This window comes from Nonomuraea sp. NPDC048882, from assembly GCF_040649755.1.
In the GTDB taxonomy this organism is placed as follows: Bacteria; Actinomycetota; Actinomycetes; order Streptosporangiales; family Streptosporangiaceae; genus Nonomuraea; species Nonomuraea maheshkhaliensis.
The window spans coordinates 525,712-545,774 of record NZ_JBEZGB010000003.1 but is presented as its reverse complement, the minus strand read 5'-3'; the positions used below and the strand labels follow the sequence as shown (position 1 = coordinate 545,774).

Below are 20,063 nucleotides of genomic sequence, written 5' to 3'. Positions count from 1 at the left end.
TGAGCCCCGCCTTAACCGACGGAGACCAGACCGCGACCAGCGGCCCTGCCCTAGCCCTATGTCAGCAACGCAGGCGGCCAGGGTGGTCAGAGGGTGCGGGCGAAGAGGGCGCGCAGGGTGGTGAAGTGGCGTTCGCAGGCGGCCTCGTCGTACATCGACGTGTCCGACATCGAGTAGCCGTGCGGCGCTCCGGCGTACACCTCGTTGACGGCCGTCAGGCCGGCGTCCTTCAGCGCCCGTCCGAGCCGCTCCACTGCCTCCGGGCCCATGGACGCGTCGTTGTCGGCGTGGCCGAAGGCGAACTCGGCGCGGGCCGTGGCCAGGCTCAGGTGCGGGCTGTCGGGCGCGTCGGTGGCCAGGCCGCCGCCGTGGAAGCCGCCGACGGCGCCGACCTCCTCGGGGTGGGCGCCGGCCGCCTGGATGGCCAGCCGCGCCCCCATGCAGTAGCCGACCACACCCACCGGCCCGGCGGACACGCCGTCCTGGGCCCGCAGCGCGGCCAGGTAACTCGCGTTGTCGGCCGCCACCCGCTCGGCCGTCAGCGATCCGATCCGCGGCCCGATCGTCGCGAAGAACTTCTCCCGCTCTCCGGGCAGCCGCAGGTCACCCGTCGGGGACGTCTCGGCGGCGGTGCCCTCGCGGTAGAAGATGTTGGGCGCGAGCACGACGTAACCCCAGCTCGCGATCCGGTCGGCCATCTCGTGGATCCTGGGACGCAGCCCGATGGCGTCGATGATGAACAGCACGCCCGGGTGCTCGGCGGAGTCGTCAGGACGGGCCAGCCAGGCTTCCGCCGTGCCGTCGGGAACGGGAATCTCGATCATCATTTCGCACTCCATGGCAAAAGAGGACTCATCGGGCTCGCCCGTACGCCGCCGTCATGCGACTGCGGCGAGGCGGCGCAGGGGGTCGGCGGGCAAGCACGGTGCCGACGCGCCCACCGTATCCCGCTCCCCTGTGGACGCGGGTGGCACCCTTGCCCGGCGTGTCCGAAGTGTCACGACCGCCGATGGAACGCCGTATGCGAAGCGTCGCGACCGCCCCCGGACCGGCGCGTGTACCTCAGTACACCGAGATGTGCGGATGGTCGTAGTGGTTGGCCGTGGTGCCGCCGCGGTCGGACATCGTTCGCCAGCCGCCCGTGCGGGTGTGCCAGATGCGCTGGCGGTAGATGATGTACATGATGCCCAGCCGCTTGGCGTTCTTGATCGCCCAGGCGGCGATCTCGTCGCCGCGTCTCTGCTCGTCGCCCGACGGGAACGAGCCGCCGCGGCTCAGCATGAAGTCGCAGGCACGCCCGAGCGGATGCTCGCCGCCGTCCTGGATCGCCCGGTAGCACCCGATCCCGTACGGCACCTGGAAGCGCTGCTGGATGAGCTCCTTGACCAGCCGCATCCGGGGGGTGACGTTGTCCGTCCCGCCGGGCAGCTGCGGCACCCAGGTCCCGTCGGGGCGGCGCACCCCCGGGGCGGAGTAGAGCAGGTCGATCCGGTCCTTGATCTTCTCGATCTGCTTCTCGGCCTTCTTCTTGCGCTTCTCCAGCTCCTCCGTGCTCGCGCGGAGTTCCTCGGTACGCGCGGCGGCCTCCTCCTCGGCCTGCCGGCGGTCGTCCCGGACCCGGGCGTAGCCGCTCAGCCTGGCGTCCTGGAGGTCGATCATGTGCTGGGCCAGCGCCATCCGGGCGAGCAGCGCCGACGGGTCGCCCTCCGAGGTCAGCAGGTCGGCCGTGCCGGGGTCGCCGCCGATGTACTTGGCGATGGCCATGGCGCGCAGCTCGGTGGACTGGCGGTCGTAGACCTCCTGGGCGGCGGACAGCTTCTCGCGCGCCGCCTTCTCCGCCTTCTCCGCCTTCTGCCCGGCGATGCGGCTCTCGTAGTAGTCGGCGATGAGCTTGTCCGAGTCCTTCTGCAGCTCGGCCAGTTCCTTCTTCAGCTGCTTGGCGGTGGGTTTGGGGGCCGCCTGCACCGGAACCGCCGCGAGCAGCAGCGCCAGGGTGAGACAGGCGAGGGTCGTACGGGCCGGGGCGCGCAGCCGGTCGGCAGAGGACGCAACCGCCACTCTTCTCCTTACCCTGAAGCACGCAGGGCAGGTTCCGGTCACGAGCTATTCAGTCCGGGGGCCGCCCTCTATTCGACGCACGATAGTAGGGGATCAGCCCTCCTGGCACGCAATCACGATTTTCCGGTATCGCGTCCTTTGCGCGTTCTGCGGACCACGATCTGCCGTCCGAGCAGCACGGAGCCGGGCACCACGAGGATTCCCAGCAAGCTGGTGCCCAGGCCGAGCCCGACGTCGGCGTCCACCAGCCCGTCGCCCTCGCCGCCGAGCACGGGCAGTCCGAGCGACACGCTGACCGACAGGGAGATCAGCGGCTCACGACCGGCCGGCTCAGGATCGAGGTCGGGCGGGTTCGTCGCGGGCGGCTCGTCGCCGGTGCCGGGCGGATCGTCGTCAGGTGGCGGCGTCGCCGGCGGTCTGGACGGCTCCGGCTCGCGGGTGGGCTCCCGCGTCGTGGTGGGGCGGCTCGTACGCGTCCGCGTGGGCCTGCTGGTCGGCCGGGTGGGCCGGGACGTCGCCGGCGGCGGGGTGGCGGCCGGCCCGCCCGTGGCGGGGCGCGCGTCGGACGGCGCCGGCTCGGGACCCGAGGTGCGGCCGGGGGTGATGTCAGGGGTGACGGGCTCCGACGGTTCCGTCGGCACAGGCTCGGAGGACTCCGGTACGGCAGGCGCGGCGGTGGACGCCGGGGCCGACGCGGCGGGCGGGAGGGCACCACCGGTCCCCGGTCCCGGGCCGTCCCCGAGGATCACGAACGCCGACACCACGGCCGCCGCCGTGGCCACCACCAGCCCGCCGGTCATCGCGAGCTTGCCCGCGGGCGAGAGCGTGCTCTGCGTCAGGCTCGTGGCCGTCCCGCCGCCTCCGCTCTCCGCGCCGAAGGCCGCCGCTCCGGCGTCGGGCAGCAGGGCGGCCAGCGGCAGGAGCAGGATCCCGAGCCCGGCCCGTCCGCGCCGCTCCCATTCCTCCCCGTACGCCTCCCGCGCCGTCTCCTCAAGCCTGACCAGGAACGCCTCCGCCGACTCCGGCCGCGCCGCGGGGTCCTTGGCCAGGCCGTGCGCGAGCAGCGGGCGCAGCGGCTCCTCGACGTCCTCCAGCGGCGGTGACACGTGCTGGTGCTGGTAGGCGAGGGCGGCGACGTTCTCGCCGCTGAAGGCGCGGTGGCCGGTCAGGCACTCGTAGAAGACCAGCGCGGCGGCGTACACGTCGGTCGCGGCCCCGGCCGGGGCGTCGTCCCACTGCTCGGGCGCCATGTACGGCGGCGTGCCCGCCAGCTCGGCGTTCTCCCCGAAGCGGGCGGCCACGCCGAAGTCGACGAGCTTGCTGTCGCCGTCCTGCGTGATCATCACGTTCTCCGGCTTGAAGTCGCGGTGCACGACCCCGTGCCGGTGCGCCTCCGCCAGCCCGAGCAGCGCGCCCTTGAGCACCACCAGCGCCGCCTCAGGGCCGGTCGCGCCCTCGTGCGCCAGCAGCCGCCGCAACGTGACGCCGTCGACCAACTCCATCACGATGACGGCGTCGTCGCCGTCTTCGAGGTAGTCCAGCACGCGGGCGGTGTGAGGGCTGTCGATCTCCTTGATGAGCAGGGCCTCGCCGCGGAAGCGGGCCACGAAGTCGGGGTCCTGGCGCAGCGGGGCGGACAGGTGCTTGACCGCGACCGGCAGCCCGTCCGCGTCGCGCACGGCGAGCATGACCCGGCCGGTCCCGCCATGACCGAGTTCCCGGATCTCCGTGTAGCCGGGAACCTCCATGATGGGGACCTCCTGACCGGATAAAGATCCTAATGTCAGGACGTTATCCTCGCGTCACGGCGTGTGTCGACCCCTCCGGCGGGGGTGACGCCCGACATGTCGGAATCGGTATCCCACGATGATCCATAGGAGATCCGGGCCGGCGGGACGGGGTCAGGCGGGCGGGCCCGAGGGGCGAGCGACCGGCGGTCATATGACCGGGCCTGAGCGGGCGGGAAGGCGGCATGCCTGAGCGGACGGGGGTCAGGCGGCCGGCGTGAGGGGGCGGGCTCTCAGGAGGGCGCGGACGTTGCGGGCGGCCGTGCGGCCGGCTCGGTTGGCGCCGGTGGTGCTGGCCGAGGGGCCGTAGCCGACGAGCTGGAGCCGGGGTTCCCTGATCACCTGCGTGCCGTCCACGCGGATGCCGCCGCCCGGCTCCCTCAGCTTGAGCGGGGCGAGGTGGTCGAGCGCCGAGCGGAAGCCGGTGGCCCAGACGATCGTGTCGGCGGCCACGTACGTGCCGTCGTCCCAGACCACCCCGTCCGCCACGATGCGCCCGAACATCGGCAGCCGGTCGAGCGCGCCCTTCTCCAGCGCCTCGCGCACGACGGCGCTGTAGGTCAGGCCCGTCACGCTGACGACGCTCTGCGGCGGCAGCCCGGCGCGTACGCGCTCCTCGACCATGGCCACGGCCTCCCGCCTGGCCTCCTCGCCGAAGTCGTCGTCCCTGAAGACGGGCGGCCGCCGGGTGACCCAGGCCGTCGCGGCGGCCACGCCGGCGATCTCGGACAACACGTGCATCGCCGACGCCCCGCCGCCCACCACGATCACGCGCCGCCCCGCGAACTCCGCCGGCCCCCGGTAGCCGGCGTAGTGGAGCTGCCGGCCCGCGAAATCGGCCGCGCCCGGGTAGTAGGGCCAGTACGGGCGCGTCCAGGTGCCGGTGGCGTTGACGACCGCGCGGGCGGCCCACCGCCCCGCGTCCGACTCGACCAGCAGCCGGGTGCCGTCCAGATCGCTCACGGCACTGACCTTGACGGGGCGCACGACGTTCAGCCCGGTCCTGCGCTCGTAGTCGGCGTAGTAGGCCGGGACCTCCTCGGCGGCAGGACGCCCGCCGTCAGGCCCGGGAGCCCCGGGCAGGCCCGGCAGGTCGAAGACGCCGTGCACCTTGTCCATGGTCAGCGAGGGCGAGCGGTGCCGCCACGCCCCTCCCGGCCCGTCGGCCGCGTCGAGGACGACCGGCTCATACCCGAACCGGCGCAGGAAGTACGCGCTGGACAGGCCCGCCTGCCCGGCGCCGATCACCACGACCTCGCCGCTGTGCTCCACGGTCGGTGCAACCGCGACGCCCCGCCGCCTCTTCCCGCCCGGACGCGGGAACGCCGGGCGGGCCAGGCTCCGCGCCCGGCGCCGCCCCGAGCGCGCCGACCGCGGCCCTGGGGCCGGAAGCGGGCGGCGTCAGGAGCGCGGCGGCACCGGGGCGGTCGAGCCGCGTACGACCAGTTCCGTCGCCAGCTCCACATGATGGGAGTCGATCCGCTCCCCCGCCGCCAGCCGCAGCGCCGTGCGCAGCGCCACCCCGCCCATCTCACGCAGCGGCTGCCGGATGGTGGTCAGCGGCGGCGAGGTCACCTGGGCGATCTGGGTGTCGTCGAACCCCACGATGCTGAGGTCCTCGGGGATGCGCAGCCCGCGCGCCCGCGCGGCCTCCATGATCCCGACGGCCATCTCGTCGCTGCCCGCGAAGATCGCCGTCGGGGCGCGCGGCAGGTCGAGCACCGCCGCCCCGCCCGCCACTCCATCGTGGTAGCGGAAGTGGCTGGAGCGCACGTATCCGGGCAGCACGGGCGTGCCCTCGGCCTCCATGGCGGCGCGGTAGCCGTGCAGCCGCGCCTGGTTGCACGCGGCGGCGGCCGGCCCGCCGATGTAGGCGATGCGCCGATGCCCCAGGGACAGCAGGTGCTGGGTGGCGGCCAGGCCACCGGCGAAGTTGGTCGAGCCGACGCTGGTGACCCGGGTGCGCGGCAGGTTGAGCGGATCGATGAGGACGAGCGGTAACCGGGCCCTGGCCAGCGCGGCGGGCTGGCCGGCGGTCAGCTCGCCGGTGACGGCGATCAGCGCGCGCCGACCGGCCGCGACCAGCTCGCGAGCCCAGGCCGTGGTGCGCTCGGTGCCGCTCCTGATGCTGACCACGATCCCGACGCCCTCCTCGGCGCCGGCGGCCACCGCGCCCTGGACGATCTCCGTCGAGTACGCGTTCAGGTCGGTGTCGAACTGCACCTCGACGGTCGCCAGCCCGGGCGGCTCGCGGCGGGGCGCGGGCGCGACGTACTCGTGCTCCTGCAGCAGCGACTGCACCAGCGACCGCGTGGCGGGCGAGACGTCGCTGCGGCCGTTCAGCACCTTCGAGACGGTGGCGACCGACACGCCCGCCGAGGCCGCCACCGTGGCCAGCGTGGCCCGTCTAGGACTGGGCGGCATCGGCACCCCCCTGCCTGCCATTCGCACTGCCGTTCGCCCTGCCGTTCGCACTGTCGGTCGTTCTTCCGATTTCGTCGGCCCTCCCCTTCTCGTTCTCGATCTCGACGGTGGTCACGAGCCGCCGGTCGTGGCCGACGTGACGGGCCGGCCCGGTCAGCCGGACCGTGCCCCGGCAGGGCAGGTCGGCCGCCGAGGTGCCGGCGAGCACCTCGATCTCGCCGGGCTCGACGACGCGGCGCAGGTCGCGGCCGGTGAACGCGGTGCGGTCGGCGTGCACCGCGAAGCTCACCCGCGTGCTCTCCCCCGGTTCCAGCCGGACCCTGGCGTAGCCGGTGAGCTGCCGGACCGGCCGGGTGACCTGGGCCACGACGTCGCGCAGGTAGAGCTGGACGACCTCCTCTCCGGCCCGGCCGCCGGTGTTGCGCACGGCGAGCGAGACGGTGAACTCCCCGTCGGTGGGCACCTCGGCGTCGCTGATCCGCAGCTCGGACAGCTCGAAGGTGGTGTAGGAGGCGCCGTGGCCGAAGGGGAACAGCGGCGTCGGGTCGAGGTTGCTGATGCCGTGGCTGTCGGCGCCCAGCGGCGGCTGCAGGTAGGTGCCCGGCTGGCCGCCAGGGCCGCGCGGGATCTGCACGGGCAGCCGGCCGACCGGCTGGACGCGGCCGGACAGCACGCCGGCGATGGCCGCCCCGCCCTCCTCGCCGGGCATGAACGCCTGGACGAGCCCGGCGGCCGATCCGTGCACCTCGCCCAGCGCGTACGGGCGCCCTGAGACGACGACCACGACCACCGGGGTGCCGGTGGCGGCCAGCTCGGCCAGCAGGTCGGCCTGCGCGCCCGGCAGCCGCAGGTCCTCGGCGTCGCAGCCCTCGCCCGAGGTGCCGTGCCCGAACAGGCCGGCCAGGTCGCCCACCACGGCCACGCACACGTCGGCCTCGCGGGCGGCGTCCAGCGCGGCGGCGAAGCCGGAACGGTCGTCGCCGCGCACGTCGCAGCCCCGCTCGTAGCGCAGCTCGGCGCCGGGCAGCTCGCGCGCGAGCGCGTCGAGCACGGTCGGCGCGTCGAGGCCGAGCCCGAGGCCGGGGTGGCGGGGCAGGACGTGGTTGGGGAAGGCGTAGCAGCCCATGAAGGTACGCGGGTCGTGGGCGGCGGGCCCGACGACCGCGACGCGGCGGGGCGCGGCACGGCCCTCGCCGAGCAGCGGCAGGGCGGTCCCGGCGTCGAGCAGGATGATCGACCGCTCGGCCAGCTCCCTGGCCAGGGCGCGGTTGCCCGGCGAGTCGAGGTCCACGTCCGCGGCCCCGGCGACCGAGTCCTCGGGGGTCCAATCGGGGTCGAGCAGCCCGAGCTCGACCTTCTGGGTGAGCAGGCGGCGCACGGCCCGGTCGATCAGCGCCTCGGGCAGCTCGCCGCGGCGCACCCGGTCGGCCAGGTGCCGGCCGAAGCCGAGCGTGTCGGGCAGCTCCACGTCGATGCCGGCGGTGAGCGCTTGGACGCCCGCCTCGGCGGGGTCGGCGGCGACGTGGTGCATGGTGGCCAGGAACGGGACGGCCCAGTAGTCGGAGACGACGGTGCCGGTGAACCCCCACTCCTCGCGCAGCACCTCGGTCAGCAGCCACGGGTCGGCGCCGGCGGGGACGCCGTCGACGTCGGAGTAGGAGTTCATCACCGAGCGGGCGCCGCCGAGCGCGATGGCCGCCTCGAAGGGCGGCAGGATCATGTCCATCAGCTCGCGCCGGCCCATCGGCACGGGGCCGTGGTTGCGGGCGGCGCGCGAGGCGGAGTAGCCGGCGAAGTGTTTGAGCGTGGCGATGATCCCGGCGCTCTCCAGCCCGCCCACGTAGGCGGCGCCAAGGGTGGAGACGAGGTAGGGGTCCTCCCCCATCGTCTCCTCGACCCGGCCCCACCGGTAGTCGCGGACCACGTCCAGCACCGGTGACAGCCCCTGGTGCACGCCCACGGCCCGCATGTCGCGGCCGATGGCGGCGGCCATCCGCCGCACCAGCCCGGGGTCGAACGTGGCGGCCCAGGCGATGGCGGCGGGGTAGACGGTGGCGCCGTAGGCGGTGAAGCCGGTCAGGCACTCCTCGTGGACGATCGCCGGGATGCCCAGCCTGGACGCCTCGACGACGGCCCGCTGGAGCCGGACGATCTCGGCCGCTCCCTGGGCGGCGGTGAGCGGGACGCTGCCGTGGACCCGGGTGAGGTGGCCCAGGCCGTCGCGGACGGCCTCGTCGAGCGGGACGGTGCCTGAGGCGGCGAACACGTCCTGCATCGGGGCCACGTTGAGCGTCTCCGGCTCGGGTCCCCCCGCGGGAGCGGGGTCCTGATCGGGCTCCAGCATGTCGTTGCCGATCCACCGGCTGCCGAGCTGGCCGATCTTCTCCTCAAGGGTCAGCTCCGTGAGAAGGGCGTCGACTCGGTCGGCCACGGCGAGCGCCGGGTCCTGCCATGGGCGCAGGGCCCTGTCCGCCGTGGGGGTCCGGTCTAGAGCCGTCATCTACTGCACTCCTTAAAGAGGTGCGGCGCTGTCGCAAACTTTCGAAATGTTTCGAGACTGTGACCAGACCGCCGCGCCGAACCTTCATCATCCGAAGCGCCTGCTGAAGGCGTGCGCGAAAGTACCTTACACGCGCTCGCCGGGATTTCCAGGGCTTTCTTGATCGACAAGGTCTTGACACCCTTATTGCCGAAACCTAGATTGGCGAACCCCGCGGTCATGTCGAAAATGTTTCGATGAGCTGACACGAGGAGGGGTGGAAGAGTGGCATCGCCGCGATGCCGTTCCACGACCGTCGGCCAACTCATCCAGTTGCGCATCCAGTGACCAGACGCGCCGCGACCCCCCGGCCCGCGGCATTCGAGTACGGAGATCAGCGTGGAGTCCAGGACAACGTCTCGCCGCACATTCCTCAGCCTCTCCATGGGCCTTCCCCTGGGAGCCGCGCTCGCCGCGTGCGGCACCTCGGGACCCACCCAGACCGGCGCGGGCGGAGGCACCGGCGCCACGGGTGGCGGCGGTGGTGGCGGCGGCGCTACCTATTGGTACCTGTCGACGCAGCCGCAGGAGGGCGTGCGCACCAGGACGGTCGAGCGGTTCAACAAGGCCAACCCCAACGGCAAGATCACCGGTACGACGTTCCAGAACGACGCGTACAAGACGAAGATCAAGACGGCCATCGGCGCCGGCCAGGCACCCACCCTCATCTGGGGCTGGGGCGGCGGCGGTCTGCGCAGCTACGTGCAGGCCGGCCAGGTCGACGACCTGACCGAGTGGTTCGGCCAGAACGCGGCACTCAAGGACCGGCTGTTCCCCTCCTCCTTCGGCGCGGCCACCATCGACGGCAAGATCTACGCGATGCCGTGCGAGACGATGCAGCCGATCGTCCTCTACTACGACAAGCGCGCCTTCGACAAGATCGGCGCCCAGCCCCCGCAGTCGTGGGGGGACATCATGGACCTGGTGCCCAAGTTCAACGCCAAGGGCATCGCGCCGTTCTCGCTCGGCGGGCAGTCGCGCTGGACCAACATGATGTGGCTGGAGTTCCTCTTCGACCGCCTGGGCGGCCCCGAGGTGTTCCAGGCCGTGTTCGACGGCGAGAAGGACGCCTGGAACAACCCGGTCGCCATCGACGCCCTGGGCAAGATGCAGGAGCTGATCAAGGCCGACGGGTTCGTCAAGGGCTTCTCCTCGATCACCGCCGACTCCAACGCCGACCAGGCGCTGCTCTACACCGGCAAGGCCGCGATGATGCTGCACGGCGGCTGGACGTACGGCAGCATGTCCACCGACGGCGGCGACTTCGTCTCCGGCGGCAACCTCGGCTACATGAACTTCCCGCCGATCGACGGCGGCAAGGGCGACCCCGGCAACACCGTCGGCAACCCCGGCCAGTACATGTCGATCTCCTCCAAGGCCACGCCGGAGCAGAAGGAGATCGCCAAGAAGTTCTTCTCCACCGAGCTGATGAGCGACCAGTCCGTCAAGGAGTGGGTGTCGACCGGCGCGGTGCCGATCGTCAAGGGCGCCGACGCCCAGTTCGCCGGCTCCAAGGACAAGGCGTTCCTCGACTTCGTGTACGGCATCGCGGTCAACGCCAAGTCCTTCGCCCAGTCCTGGGACCAGGCGCTCAGCCCGACCGCCGCCGAAGTGCTGCTCGACAACATCTCCAAGCTCTTCCAGCTGTCGATCTCGCCGCAGCAGTTCGCCACGAACATGAACGCGGTCATCGGCAAGTGAGCGCGGTAGCGACCGCCACCCGGCCCTCCGCGAAGGCGGGCCGGGGCGGCGGCTCCCTCAGCTGGCTGGCCCTTCCCGCCCTGCTGTTCTTCGTCGCCTTCGGCGTGATCCCGCTGATCGGCGTCCTCGTGCTGAGCTTCACCGCGTGGGACGGGCTCGGCGAGATCCATCCCGCCGGGTTCGACAGCTGGCGGGCCGTGCTGAGCGACCCCGGCCTGCCGCACGCGTTGTGGATCACCTTCCTCGTCATGGCGGCATCCTGGGCGGTCCAGACGCCGGCGAGCATCCTCATGGGCGTCTTCCTGGCCGGGCAGCAGCGTTATCGCGCGATCCTGTCGGTGCTGTACTTCATCCCGCTGCTGCTCAGCTCGGCGGCGCTGGCGATCACGTTCAAGGCGCTGCTCGACCCGAACTTCGGCCTCGGCGCGGGGTTGCAGATCCCCATTCTGGTGCAGGACTGGCTGGGCGATCCGGTGCTGGCCTTCAGCGTGGTCATCTTCGTGGTGTCCTGGCAGTTCATCCCGTTCCACTCGCTGATCTACCAGGGCGGCGTGCGGCAGATCCCGCGCTCGATGTACGAGGCCGCGGAGCTCGACGGCGCGGGCCGCGTCCGCCGCTTCTTCAGCATCACGCTGCCGCAGCTCAAGTACACGATCATCACGTCGTCGACGCTCATGGTGGTCGGCTCGCTGACCTTCTTCGACCTGATCTTCGTGCTCACCGCGGGCGGTCCCGGCGACGCCACCCGGGTGCTGGCCCTGGACATGTACAAGCGCGGCTTCCAGGCCAACCTCATGGGGCCGGCCAGCGCGATCGCGGTCATCCTCGTCCTCGTCGGCCTCGTCCTGGCGCTGCTGCTGCGCCGGCTCGGCGGCCGCGACTCCTCCCACAGCCAGCTCGAAGGGGCCTGACGCATGACGACCGTCCCCACCAGAGCCCCCGAGCAGATCGCCTCTCCCGGCCCGGAGCCGCGGGGCCACCGCCGCAGGCAGCGCCGCAGCCGCGAGCGTCCCAACTGGCTGGCCGGCGTGAGCAGCGTGATCTGGCTGGCGATCGTGATCGTGCCGATCTACTGGATCGTCATCACCAGCTTCAAGTCGCAGAGCAAGTACTACGCCGAGAACCCGCTCATGCCGCCGTCGGAGCCGACGCTGGCCAACTACCGCATGGTCATCGAGGCGGACTTCCCGCAGTACTTCATCAACAGCGTCATCGCCACGCTCGGCGCCGTCATCCCGGCCGTGCTGTTCAGCTTCATGGCGGCGTACGCGATCGTGCGGGCGGGCCGCGAGAGCCGGTTCCTGCGCTACACGAACTCGCTGTTCCTCATGGGGCTGGCGATCCCGCTGCAGGCCACGGTGATCCCGATCTACCTGATCATCATCAAGCTGGGCCTGTACGACACGCTGATGGCGCTGATCCTGCCGTCGATCGCCTTCGCCATCCCCCTGTCGGTGCTGATCCTGGCCAACTTCATCAGGGACGTGCCGAAGGAACTGTTCGACTCGATGCGGATCGACGGCGCGACCGAGCAGGTGACGATGTGGCGGCTGGCGTTCCCGCTGACCCGCCCGGCCGTGGTCACGGTGACCGTCTACAACGCGCTGCAGATCTGGAACGGGTTCCTGCTGCCGCTGATCCTCACGCAGAGCCCCGACAAGCGCACGCTGCCGCTGGCGCTGTGGTCGTTCCAGGGTCAGTACAGCATCAACGTGCCCGCGGTGCTGGCCTCGGTCGTGCTGACCACGCTGCCCATCCTCCTGCTGTACGTGGTGGGCCGCCGCCAGCTGCTCAGCGGTCTCACGGCGGGCTTCAGCAAGTGAGCCGCCCGCCCTTCATGTGAGCGCGTCATGTGAGCGCGCTTGTGAGAGCGCTCTCGTGGCGGCTCAGGTGCTCCATGTGGGCCTCATAGAAGCGGTCGTCCCCGCGGGCGACGTGGCCGGCGAAGGCCGCGTCGCCCGCGGCGGCGCGTTCGCGCATGAAGGCGACCAGGTGTTCCAGGCGGGCCCGCGCCGTGCGCACCAGCGCCGCGCGATCGGCCTCGCCGAGCCCGTAGGCGTCGGCGAACAGCCGTAGCCGGCGCGCCTGCTCGCCGAGCGGCAGGCCGTCGACGTCGCCCGGCTGGTGCAGCGGCAGGAACCGGTAGGCGGCGTAGGCCACGTCCCATATCCGGGGGCCCGGGTGCGCCGTGTCGAAGTCGATCAGCGCGACCGGCCGCCCTTGCCGGAACACGCAGTTGTACGGCGCCACGTCGCCGTGGCAGACGACCTCGGCCGGCTCGACCGGCGGGAAGTACCAGACCGCGTCCGGCGGGGCCGCGAAGCCCGCGGTGGCGTCGTGGTAGCCGCGCAGCAGCCGGGCCGCCCCGGCCAGGGCGTCGTCGGTGCGCGACCACGCGGGCAGCGGGTAGTCGGCGGCCTCGCCCGGCACGAAGTCGAGAACCTCCCGCCCCTGCTCGTCGAGCCCGTGCGCGCGCGGCGCGCCGGTGAACCCGCGCGCCTGCAGGTGGCGCAGCAGCGCGTGCACGGCCGGCGTCCAGGGGCCGGCCGGACGGCGTACGGTGGCGCCCGCCCTGACCACGTGGTTGACCCCGCCGCCGGTCAGCACCTCTTCCCCGGGCACCGCCCCTCCTTGATCGCGTCCGGTCAGTGTGCCACGCGGCCCGGCGGCCACGCATCGCGTTTTTCACCGAATTCCCAGGTGGAGCGGGTAGAACAGGCGTCATGCCGGCCAACTCACCCGTGGTGCTCGTGGTGGACGACGAGCCCAACATCCGCGAACTGCTGCTCGACGCCCTGGAGCTGAACGGGTTCCGGGTGCGCACGGCCGCGTCGGCCACGCAGGCCCTCGACGCCGTCGGGCGGGAGCGCCCCGACATCATCCTGCTGGACGTGATGCTGCCCGACCTCGACGGGTTCGCGGTGGCGCAGCGGCTGCGGCCGGACGGCGGCGGGCCGCCGGTGCTGTTCCTGACCGCGCGGGACACGGTGGCCGACCGGATCGCGGGGCTGACGGCGGGCGGCGACGACTACGTCACCAAGCCGTTCAGCCTGGAGGAGGTGGTGCTGCGCATCCGCGCCATCCTGCGCCGTACGGGGCCGCGCGAGGAGTCCTGCGACGACGGGCTGCTGCGGTACGCCGATCTGGAGCTGGACGAGGAGACCCGCGTCGTCCGGCGGGGCGGGCGGCCCGTGCACCTGTCGCCGACCGAGTTCGGGTTGCTGCGGTACCTGATGATCAACGCGGAGCGGGTGGTCAGCAAGTCGCAGATCCTCGACCGCGTGTGGGACCACGGCTTCGGGACCGACAGCCGGATCGTGGAGTCGTACATCAGCTACCTGCGGCGCAAGATCGACGCCGATGGGCCGCCGCTGATCCACACGTTGCGCGGGGTCGGGTACTCGCTGCGTGACCAGCGCCTGCTGGAACGCGGCCGATGAGCCGGACGGGGATGCCAGGGCCGGCGGGTGAGATCGACCAGGTGGGCGTGGGGCGGTGCGGCGGATGAGGCTGGTGCGCCCGCTGGGGCGGGTGTGGCCGTTGCGGCGGCGGCTGCTGGCCGCGCTGCTGGGGCTGTCGGCGGCGGCGCTGGCGGTGTTCGCGGCGGCGGGGGTGCTGCTGCTCGACCGGTCGCTGATGTCGCGGGTGGACACGCAGCTCACCGACTTCGCCGCCTCGTTCGCCAGGCGCCCGCCACCGCCCCCGCCGGCGTCGCCGCCGCCGGACCGGGACGTGGAGCTGCCCAGCCAGTTCCGGGTCGCCTTCTTCACCCCGTCGGGGGCGGAGCTGCGCCGCCTGCCCGGCTCCGGCCAGGGGCCCGCCGTTCCCGCCCGCGCGGTGATCGACCCGCCGCCGGGGCCGTTCACGGTGCCGGCCAGGTCGGGCGCGGACGAGTGGCGCACGATCGTGCTGCGCCTGCCGGACGGCAACCGGGCCGCGGTCTCGATCTCCCTGGCCGACAACCGCGCCACCGTACGGCAGTTGCTGCTCATCGAGGCGGCGTCGGGCGCGCTGGTGCTGGTCCTGCTGGGGACGCTCGCGCACGCCGTGGTACGGCTCGGGCTGCGCCCGCTGACCAGGATGGAGCGTACGGCCACCGCCATCGCGGCGGGCGACCTGGAGCGGCGGGTGTCCGACAGCGACCCGCGTACCGAGACCGGGCGGCTCGGCCACGCGCTCAACGTCATGCTCGGCCGCCTCGCCGAGGCACTGCGCCAGCGGGAGCGCTCGGAGCGGCGGCTGCGCCACTTCCTCGCCGACGCCTCGCACGAGCTGCGCACGCCGCTGACCTCCATCCGCGGGTTCGCCGAGCTGTACCGGCACGGCGGGAACGAGCAGGACCCGGCCGTGGCGCGGCTGCTGAGCCGGATCGAGAGCGAGGCGGAGCGGATGGGCGTGCTGGTGGCGGACCTGCTGCTGCTGGCGCGGCTGGACCAGGAGCGAGCGCTGGACCTGACCGAGGTGGACTTGCACGTCATCGCCGGTGACGTGGTGCACGGCGCGCGGGCCCGACATCCCGGGCGCTCGATCGAGCTGGTGCTGGGCGAGCGGCCGGTGCGGGTGATCGGGGACGAGCACCGCCTGCACCGGGTGGTGGAGAACCTGGTCGGCAACGCCGTGGCGCACACGCCGGAGGGGGCGGGCGTACGGGTGCTGGTGGGCGCACGCGATCCGGCTACGGCGCTCGTCGAGGTGCGTGACGAGGGGCCGGGGATCGATCCCGAGCACCTGCCACACGTCTTCGAACGCTTCTACCGCGCCGACCCTGCCCGCTCCCCCGGCGGCGACTTTGCCGACGGCCCCGGCGGCGGGGGTGCCAGCGAGGGTGGCTTCCCCGGCGGCGACGGGGGTTTCCGGACCGGCGGCCCGGGTGGTTCCGACGGCGGCCGGACCGGCGGCCGGGGTGGTGGGACCGGGCTGGGGCTGGCCATCGCGGCGGCGCTGGTCGAGGCGCACGACGGCCGGATCGAGGTGCGCAGCCGTCCCGGCCGGGGCACGGTCTTCCAGGTCCTGCTCCCCGTACGCAGCCCCGGGGGTTAGCCGTCGTTCACCTTCCGTCCTGGTGTGGTTCACACATTATTCCCAGGTTGGTGCGGTCACCTGTGGGCTGACACGGAAGGAAAGACATGCTGCGTGGATTCCGCAGGCGCGCCGTCTCCGCGGACCGGCCCGCGCTCCCCCGCCAGGACCCCGGCGAGGCGGGGCACGCGCTGCGCTCGCCCAGCAGGCTGCACGCGTTCAACCGGTACGAGATCAAGTATCTCGTGGACGCGCGGACAGCCGGCGAGCTGCGTGAGGAGATCGAGGGCCTGCTCGACCGCGACCGCTACAGCGGCGACGCCGGGTACGGCGTCTGGAGCGTCTACTACGACACCCGGCGGCTCCGCTTCTACTGGGAGAAGATCGAGGGCCTGAAGTTCCGCAGGAAACTGCGCGTGCGCCATTACGGTGACCGGTTCGCGGTCACGCCCGACACCCCCGTGCACGTCGAGATCAAGCAGCGGGTCAACCGGGTCACGCAGAAGCGCCGGGTGCGGCTGCCGTACCGGGACGCGCTGCTGCTGTGCGACGGGCGCGAGCTGGTCGAGCACGAGCCGTCGGAGCGCGGCTTCCTGGAGGAGGTGCTCGACCTCGTCTGCCGGCTCGACCTGCGGGCCACCGCGATGACCGGCTACCAGCGGCACGCGTACGTGGGCCGCGGCGCCGACGTGGGCCTGCGGGTGACCTTCGACCAGCGGGTACGCGGGCGGGACCGGGACTTCCACCTCGCCGCCGACGCCGAGAACCGGCTGATCGTGCCCGCCGGGAAGACGATCGTGGAGGTCAAGGCGAACGAGCGGGTGCCGTACTGGCTGACCGACCTGACCGCGAAGCGGAACCTTCAGGTGATCCGGGTCTCCAAGTACTGCCAGAGCGTGGAGGCGTACGGGCTGGCGCCGCGCTCGATCTTCCACATCCCCGGCCACGACCTCGACCCTCTGTATGACCCCCGCCCCGCCCCTCGCCCCGACTCCCATCCCGACTTTGACCTGAACCACGGCCGCGCGTCGGCTCTGACGGCTCCCCCGGAGGCATGACCCCCATGGACTTCTCGTTCCAGGACCTGTCCGGCACGTTCAGCGTGGCCGACATCGCGATCGCGATGTCCCTGTCGTTCGTGCTCAGCGCGATGATCGGCTGGGTCTACCGGGCGACGCACCGCAACGTCTCCTACAGCCAGTCATACGTGCAGATGCTGCCCGTCCTCGGCATGCTCATCTCGCTGATCATGCTGGTCGTCGGCTCGAACATCGCCCGCGCCTTCGCCCTGGTCGGCGCCCTGTCGGTGGTGCGCTTCCGCAACGCCATCAAGGAGACCCGCGACGTCGGGTTCATCTTCCTGGTGATGGGCGTCGGCATGGCCGTCGGCACCCGCTTCTACCTGCTGGCCGTGGTGGCCGCGGTGGCCATCTCGCTGATCATCGTGGTGATGCACCGCTTCGACTGGTTCCGGCTGAACGTACGCCGCCAGGTCGTCAAGGTGCAGGTGCCCTCCGACGAGGACTACACCCAGGCGATCCAGGACGTGCTGCTGCGCCACACCGACGAGTTCGAGCTGGTCAGCATGGAGTCGATCAGGGCGGGCGCGCTGGTCGAGCTCATGTACACGACGAAGATCAAGAAGGGCGCCGAACCCGCCGACCTCATCGCCGCGCTGCGCGAACGCAACCACGGCCAGTCGGTCACGGTCCTGACCGGATACGACCAGACGGACCTGTGAGGTCCCCGTCATGGCACAGCCGAAGCGGCTCAAGCACCGCGTTCCCGTCAAACTCCGGCACCACTGGAAGCTGGTGGCCCTGTGCGCGGCTTTCCTGGCAACGTGCTGGGGGGTGCTCGGCAGCGGCACCGTCCGCCCATACGTCACCGCCTCCGGCACCGCCGGGACCGACGCCGCCGTGCGGAACCTCACCGGGTCGCAGGAACTGTTCGACGCCTCCGCGCCGCACCAGGTGACCCTGACGTTCCGGGACGAGAGCTATCAGGACATGCTGACCGAGTACTTCAAGGACGGCGACAAGAAGTACGTCGAGGCGGACCTGACCATCGACGGGACCAGGATCCCGAGCGTGGGCATCCGGCTCAAGGGCAACTCGACGCTGCAGGGGCTCACCTGGAAGGGGCAGTCGCGGGTGCGGTCCGGGCGGGCGGGCGGCATGCCGGGCGGGCAACCACCCGACGGCCTCCGCCCACCGAACGGCTTCCAGCCGCCGGACGGCCAGACTCAACCCGACGGCCAGACCCAGGGGGACGGCCAGACCCAGGGTGACGGGCAGACCCAGGGTGACGGGCAGACGCAGGGGAACGGGCAGACCCAGTCCGATGGCCAGAAGCAGAGCGACGGCCAGACCCAGAACGGTGGCCAGGCTCAGCCCGGCGCCGATCAGCCAGGGGGCGGGCGGCCCGGCGGGTTCGGCGCCTCACTCAAGGCCGAGGAGCCGGAGAACCTGCCGTGGCTGATCAGTTTCGACGAGTTCGTCGAGGGCCGCCGTTACCAGGGCCACACCCAGCTCGCCGTACGCCCGGCCGCCGCGCAGTCCTCGGCCCTCCTGAACGAGGCCCTGGCCATCGCCATGGTGGGCGCGGCGGGCGAGCCGACGCAGCGCTCGGCCTACGCCTCCTTCTCGGTCAACGGCCGCGCCGCGGCACCGCGCCTCCTGGTCGAGTACCTGGACGAGGGGTACGCCGAACGCCTCGGCCACGGCGTCCTGTACAAGTCCCTGGCCTCCAGCCAGTTCGCCTACCAGGGCGAGGACCAGACCGAGTACGTGGACGACTTCAAGCAGGTCAACCTGAAAGGCGAGCGCGACCTGCAGCCCGTCATCGACCTGATCAAGTGGGTGGAGCAGTCGTCGGCCGAGGAGTTCGCCACGGGGCTGGCCACGCGGCTGGACGTGCAGTCGTTCGCCCGATATGTCGCTCTGCAGAACCTCCTGCTCAACTTCGACGACATGGCCGGCCCCGGGCGCAACTACTACCTCTGGTACGACCTGGACACGGCCACGTTCAAGGTGATCAGCTGGGACCTCAACTTCGCCCTCAACGGCAACGCCACCGCCGGCCCCGACGACACGATCAGCATGGGCTTCCCTCGCACGGCCAGGCCGACCCAGTCCCAGTCCGACCTGTCCCAGCCCAACCAGTCACAGGCTGAGCAGTCCCCGGCTGAGCAGTCCCAGGCGGGGCAACCCCAGGCCGGTCAGCGGGCGGGCGGGCCGGGAGGCGGCATGCGGATCGGCCACGCCCTGAAGGAGAAGTTCCTGGCCAACGCCGAATTCAACAAGCTGTACAAGCGCGAGTACGCCGCCCTCTACCGCAAGCTGCTGGCCAACGGCACGGCCACGGGCCTGCTGGACCAGGCGCTGGCCGCGTACGGACGCAATGAGCGCGCCGACACCACCAAGGCCGAGAAGGAGGCGACCACCCTCCGCGAGACCCTCGAAACCCGCACCAAAGCCCTCAAGTCCCTCGCGTGATCACGGATCCGCCGACCTGCCAATGGGCTTACTCGCCTGACCAGGGATCCGTCAGCCGGTTCACCGGCTCGCCCGCCTGACCGAGAAGCGGTTCGCCTGACCGAGGACCGGTTCGCCTGATCACCCAGTTCGCTCACCTGACCAGGGGAGCGAACTGGGTGATCCCGGCTCACTCACCTGACCAGGCGAGCCACCCGCCTGGTCACCCCAAGCCGTCCCTGACCAGGGGAGCCGCTCCCCTATCCCCGGCCTCGCCTGATCATCGGGTCCGGCGGAACGCGACCGCCGTCGTCGAGCTGATGACCGTGACCAGCGCGACCGTCAGCAGCACGGTGTTCAGGGGGTTGTCCCGCCTGGCCGGCGGTTCGAGGCGTTTGACGTGCGACCGGGCCGACGGCGTGGGGGTCGGGGTCGGCGGAGGGGGCACACGTACCGGCTCAACGAGGGACGCGGGCGGCGCGGGAGGCACGACCTTGCGCGCCTCCGCCCTGGACCTGCGGCGCGGGCACTCCCCCACCTCGACCGCGCCCGAGCACACACCGTCCGGGTAGATCGTCACGTGGGGCAGCGTGATCTCGGGCGCGGCCCGCCGGTTCACGTTCGGGATCGAGATCGACACCTTGGGCCGGGGCGCGCGCCGTACCGACACCCGGGGCACCTTCACCGTCGGACCCACGGTGACGCCCCTGGGCGGGACGGGCGGCCGTACGGACACCTTCGGCACGGGCCTGGGCGACGGCACCCGCCCACCACCCCACCCCCTCACCGGCACCCGCCCAGGACCCGCCAGTGGCACCACCCCCGGCAGCACCGTCGCCGCCGGCCCTCGCCCCAACCCGGCAGCCGCCACCGGCACCGCCGCCACCCCTCGTGCCCACCCAGCCGCCACCATCGAGCCTTGACCGGCGTACACCGCTGTGGTCGTCGCCGGCGTGCGGACGGATCGGGGATCGCCGACGGCTGAAACGGGGCCGACGGCGGCGGCGGTGGTGAGGAGAGTGGCGGCGAGCAGCAGCGGCGCGCGTCCGGCTGCCACGG

General features: G+C 72.1%; 16 protein-coding genes. 8 read left to right on the top strand and 8 right to left on the bottom strand.

What is annotated here, in order from left to right; translation table 11 throughout:
* Positions 1-86: 86 nt before the first annotated feature.
* The 6 genes from AB0C27_RS12460 to AB0C27_RS12435 all read right to left on the bottom strand — a co-directional run bounded on the left by AB0C27_RS12460 (position 87) and on the right by AB0C27_RS12435 (position 8,769).
* Positions 87-827, bottom strand: coding sequence for a dienelactone hydrolase family protein (locus AB0C27_RS12460; protein WP_357841962.1), 741 nt, complete (start codon positions 825-827; stop codon positions 87-89).
* 235 nt (positions 828-1,062) lie between these two features.
* The gene (locus tag AB0C27_RS12455; protein ID WP_357841959.1) at positions 1,063-2,058 is read right to left on the bottom strand and encodes a hypothetical protein; all 996 of its coding nucleotides are present in this window, start codon (positions 2,056-2,058) and stop codon (positions 1,063-1,065) included.
* Positions 2,059-2,171: 113 nt separating this feature from the next.
* The gene (locus AB0C27_RS12450) at positions 2,172-3,806 is read right to left on the bottom strand and encodes a protein kinase (RefSeq protein ID WP_357841956.1); all 1,635 of its coding nucleotides are present in this window, start codon (positions 3,804-3,806) and stop codon (positions 2,172-2,174) included.
* 243 nt (positions 3,807-4,049) lie between these two features.
* A complete protein-coding gene (locus AB0C27_RS12445) occupies positions 4,050-5,117 on the bottom strand; it encodes an FAD-dependent oxidoreductase (RefSeq protein ID WP_357841953.1) in 1,068 nt (355 codons plus the stop codon).
* Between the two features lie 129 nt (positions 5,118-5,246).
* Positions 5,247-6,269, bottom strand: coding sequence for a substrate-binding domain-containing protein (locus AB0C27_RS12440; protein WP_357841950.1), 1,023 nt, complete (start codon positions 6,267-6,269; stop codon positions 5,247-5,249).
* Entirely contained in the window at positions 6,253-8,769 is a 2,517-nt protein-coding gene (locus AB0C27_RS12435; protein WP_357841947.1) for a glycoside hydrolase family 3 N-terminal domain-containing protein, read from the bottom strand. The genes AB0C27_RS12440 and AB0C27_RS12435 overlap by 17 nt, the downstream gene beginning before the upstream one ends.
* Positions 8,770-9,192: 423 nt before the next feature.
* Between AB0C27_RS12435 and AB0C27_RS12430 the strand changes: the two genes are divergently transcribed.
* Genes AB0C27_RS12430 through AB0C27_RS12420 form a run of 3 tightly spaced genes read left to right on the top strand, consistent with a single transcriptional unit; the run spans position 9,193 to position 12,332 of the window.
* Entirely contained in the window at positions 9,193-10,509 is a 1,317-nt protein-coding gene (locus tag AB0C27_RS12430) for an extracellular solute-binding protein (RefSeq protein ID WP_357841943.1), read from the top strand.
* Entirely contained in the window at positions 10,506-11,420 is a 915-nt protein-coding gene (locus AB0C27_RS12425) for a sugar ABC transporter permease (RefSeq protein WP_357841940.1), read from the top strand. Before AB0C27_RS12430 ends, AB0C27_RS12425 begins: the two co-directional genes overlap by 4 nt.
* A 3-nt stretch (positions 11,421-11,423) precedes the next feature.
* Complete coding sequence (locus AB0C27_RS12420; RefSeq protein WP_357841937.1) at positions 11,424-12,332, top strand: carbohydrate ABC transporter permease; 909 nt, start codon at positions 11,424-11,426, stop codon at positions 12,330-12,332.
* Positions 12,333-12,357: 25 nt separating this feature from the next.
* On the opposite strand, the gene AB0C27_RS12415 is transcribed toward AB0C27_RS12420, so the two are convergent.
* Positions 12,358-13,131, bottom strand: coding sequence for a phosphotransferase (locus AB0C27_RS12415; RefSeq protein ID WP_357841934.1), 774 nt, complete (start codon positions 13,129-13,131; stop codon positions 12,358-12,360).
* 101 nt (positions 13,132-13,232) lie between these two features.
* Here AB0C27_RS12415 and AB0C27_RS12410 point away from each other — a divergent pair, with 101 nt between their 5' ends.
* The 5 genes from AB0C27_RS12410 to AB0C27_RS12390 all read left to right on the top strand — a co-directional run bounded on the left by AB0C27_RS12410 (position 13,233) and on the right by AB0C27_RS12390 (position 19,025).
* Entirely contained in the window at positions 13,233-13,949 is a 717-nt protein-coding gene (locus tag AB0C27_RS12410; protein ID WP_357841931.1) for a response regulator transcription factor, read from the top strand.
* 64 nt (positions 13,950-14,013) lie between these two features.
* Positions 14,014-15,549, top strand: a complete 1,536-nt coding sequence (locus tag AB0C27_RS12405; protein WP_357841928.1) for a HAMP domain-containing sensor histidine kinase — start codon at positions 14,014-14,016, stop codon at positions 15,547-15,549.
* 86 nt (positions 15,550-15,635) lie between these two features.
* Positions 15,636-16,586 carry a VTC domain-containing protein gene (locus tag AB0C27_RS12400; RefSeq protein ID WP_357841925.1) on the top strand — a complete coding sequence of 317 codons (951 nt, stop codon included), beginning with the start codon at positions 15,636-15,638 and terminating at the stop codon, positions 16,584-16,586.
* Positions 16,583-17,269 carry a DUF4956 domain-containing protein gene (locus AB0C27_RS12395; RefSeq protein ID WP_357841921.1) on the top strand — a complete coding sequence of 229 codons (687 nt, stop codon included), beginning with the start codon at positions 16,583-16,585 and terminating at the stop codon, positions 17,267-17,269. The genes AB0C27_RS12400 and AB0C27_RS12395 overlap by 4 nt, the downstream gene beginning before the upstream one ends.
* Positions 17,270-17,279: 10 nt before the next feature.
* On the top strand, positions 17,280-19,025 hold the full coding sequence (locus AB0C27_RS12390) for a CotH kinase family protein (RefSeq protein WP_357841918.1): 1,746 nt from the start codon (positions 17,280-17,282) through the stop codon (positions 19,023-19,025).
* Between the two features lie 259 nt (positions 19,026-19,284).
* Here AB0C27_RS12390 and AB0C27_RS12385 read toward each other — a convergent pair whose 3' ends face one another.
* Positions 19,285-20,061 (bottom strand): hypothetical protein, encoded by a 777-nt coding sequence (locus tag AB0C27_RS12385; protein ID WP_357841915.1) that lies wholly within the window; start codon positions 20,059-20,061, stop codon positions 19,285-19,287.
* Positions 20,062-20,063 lie beyond the last annotated feature (2 nt).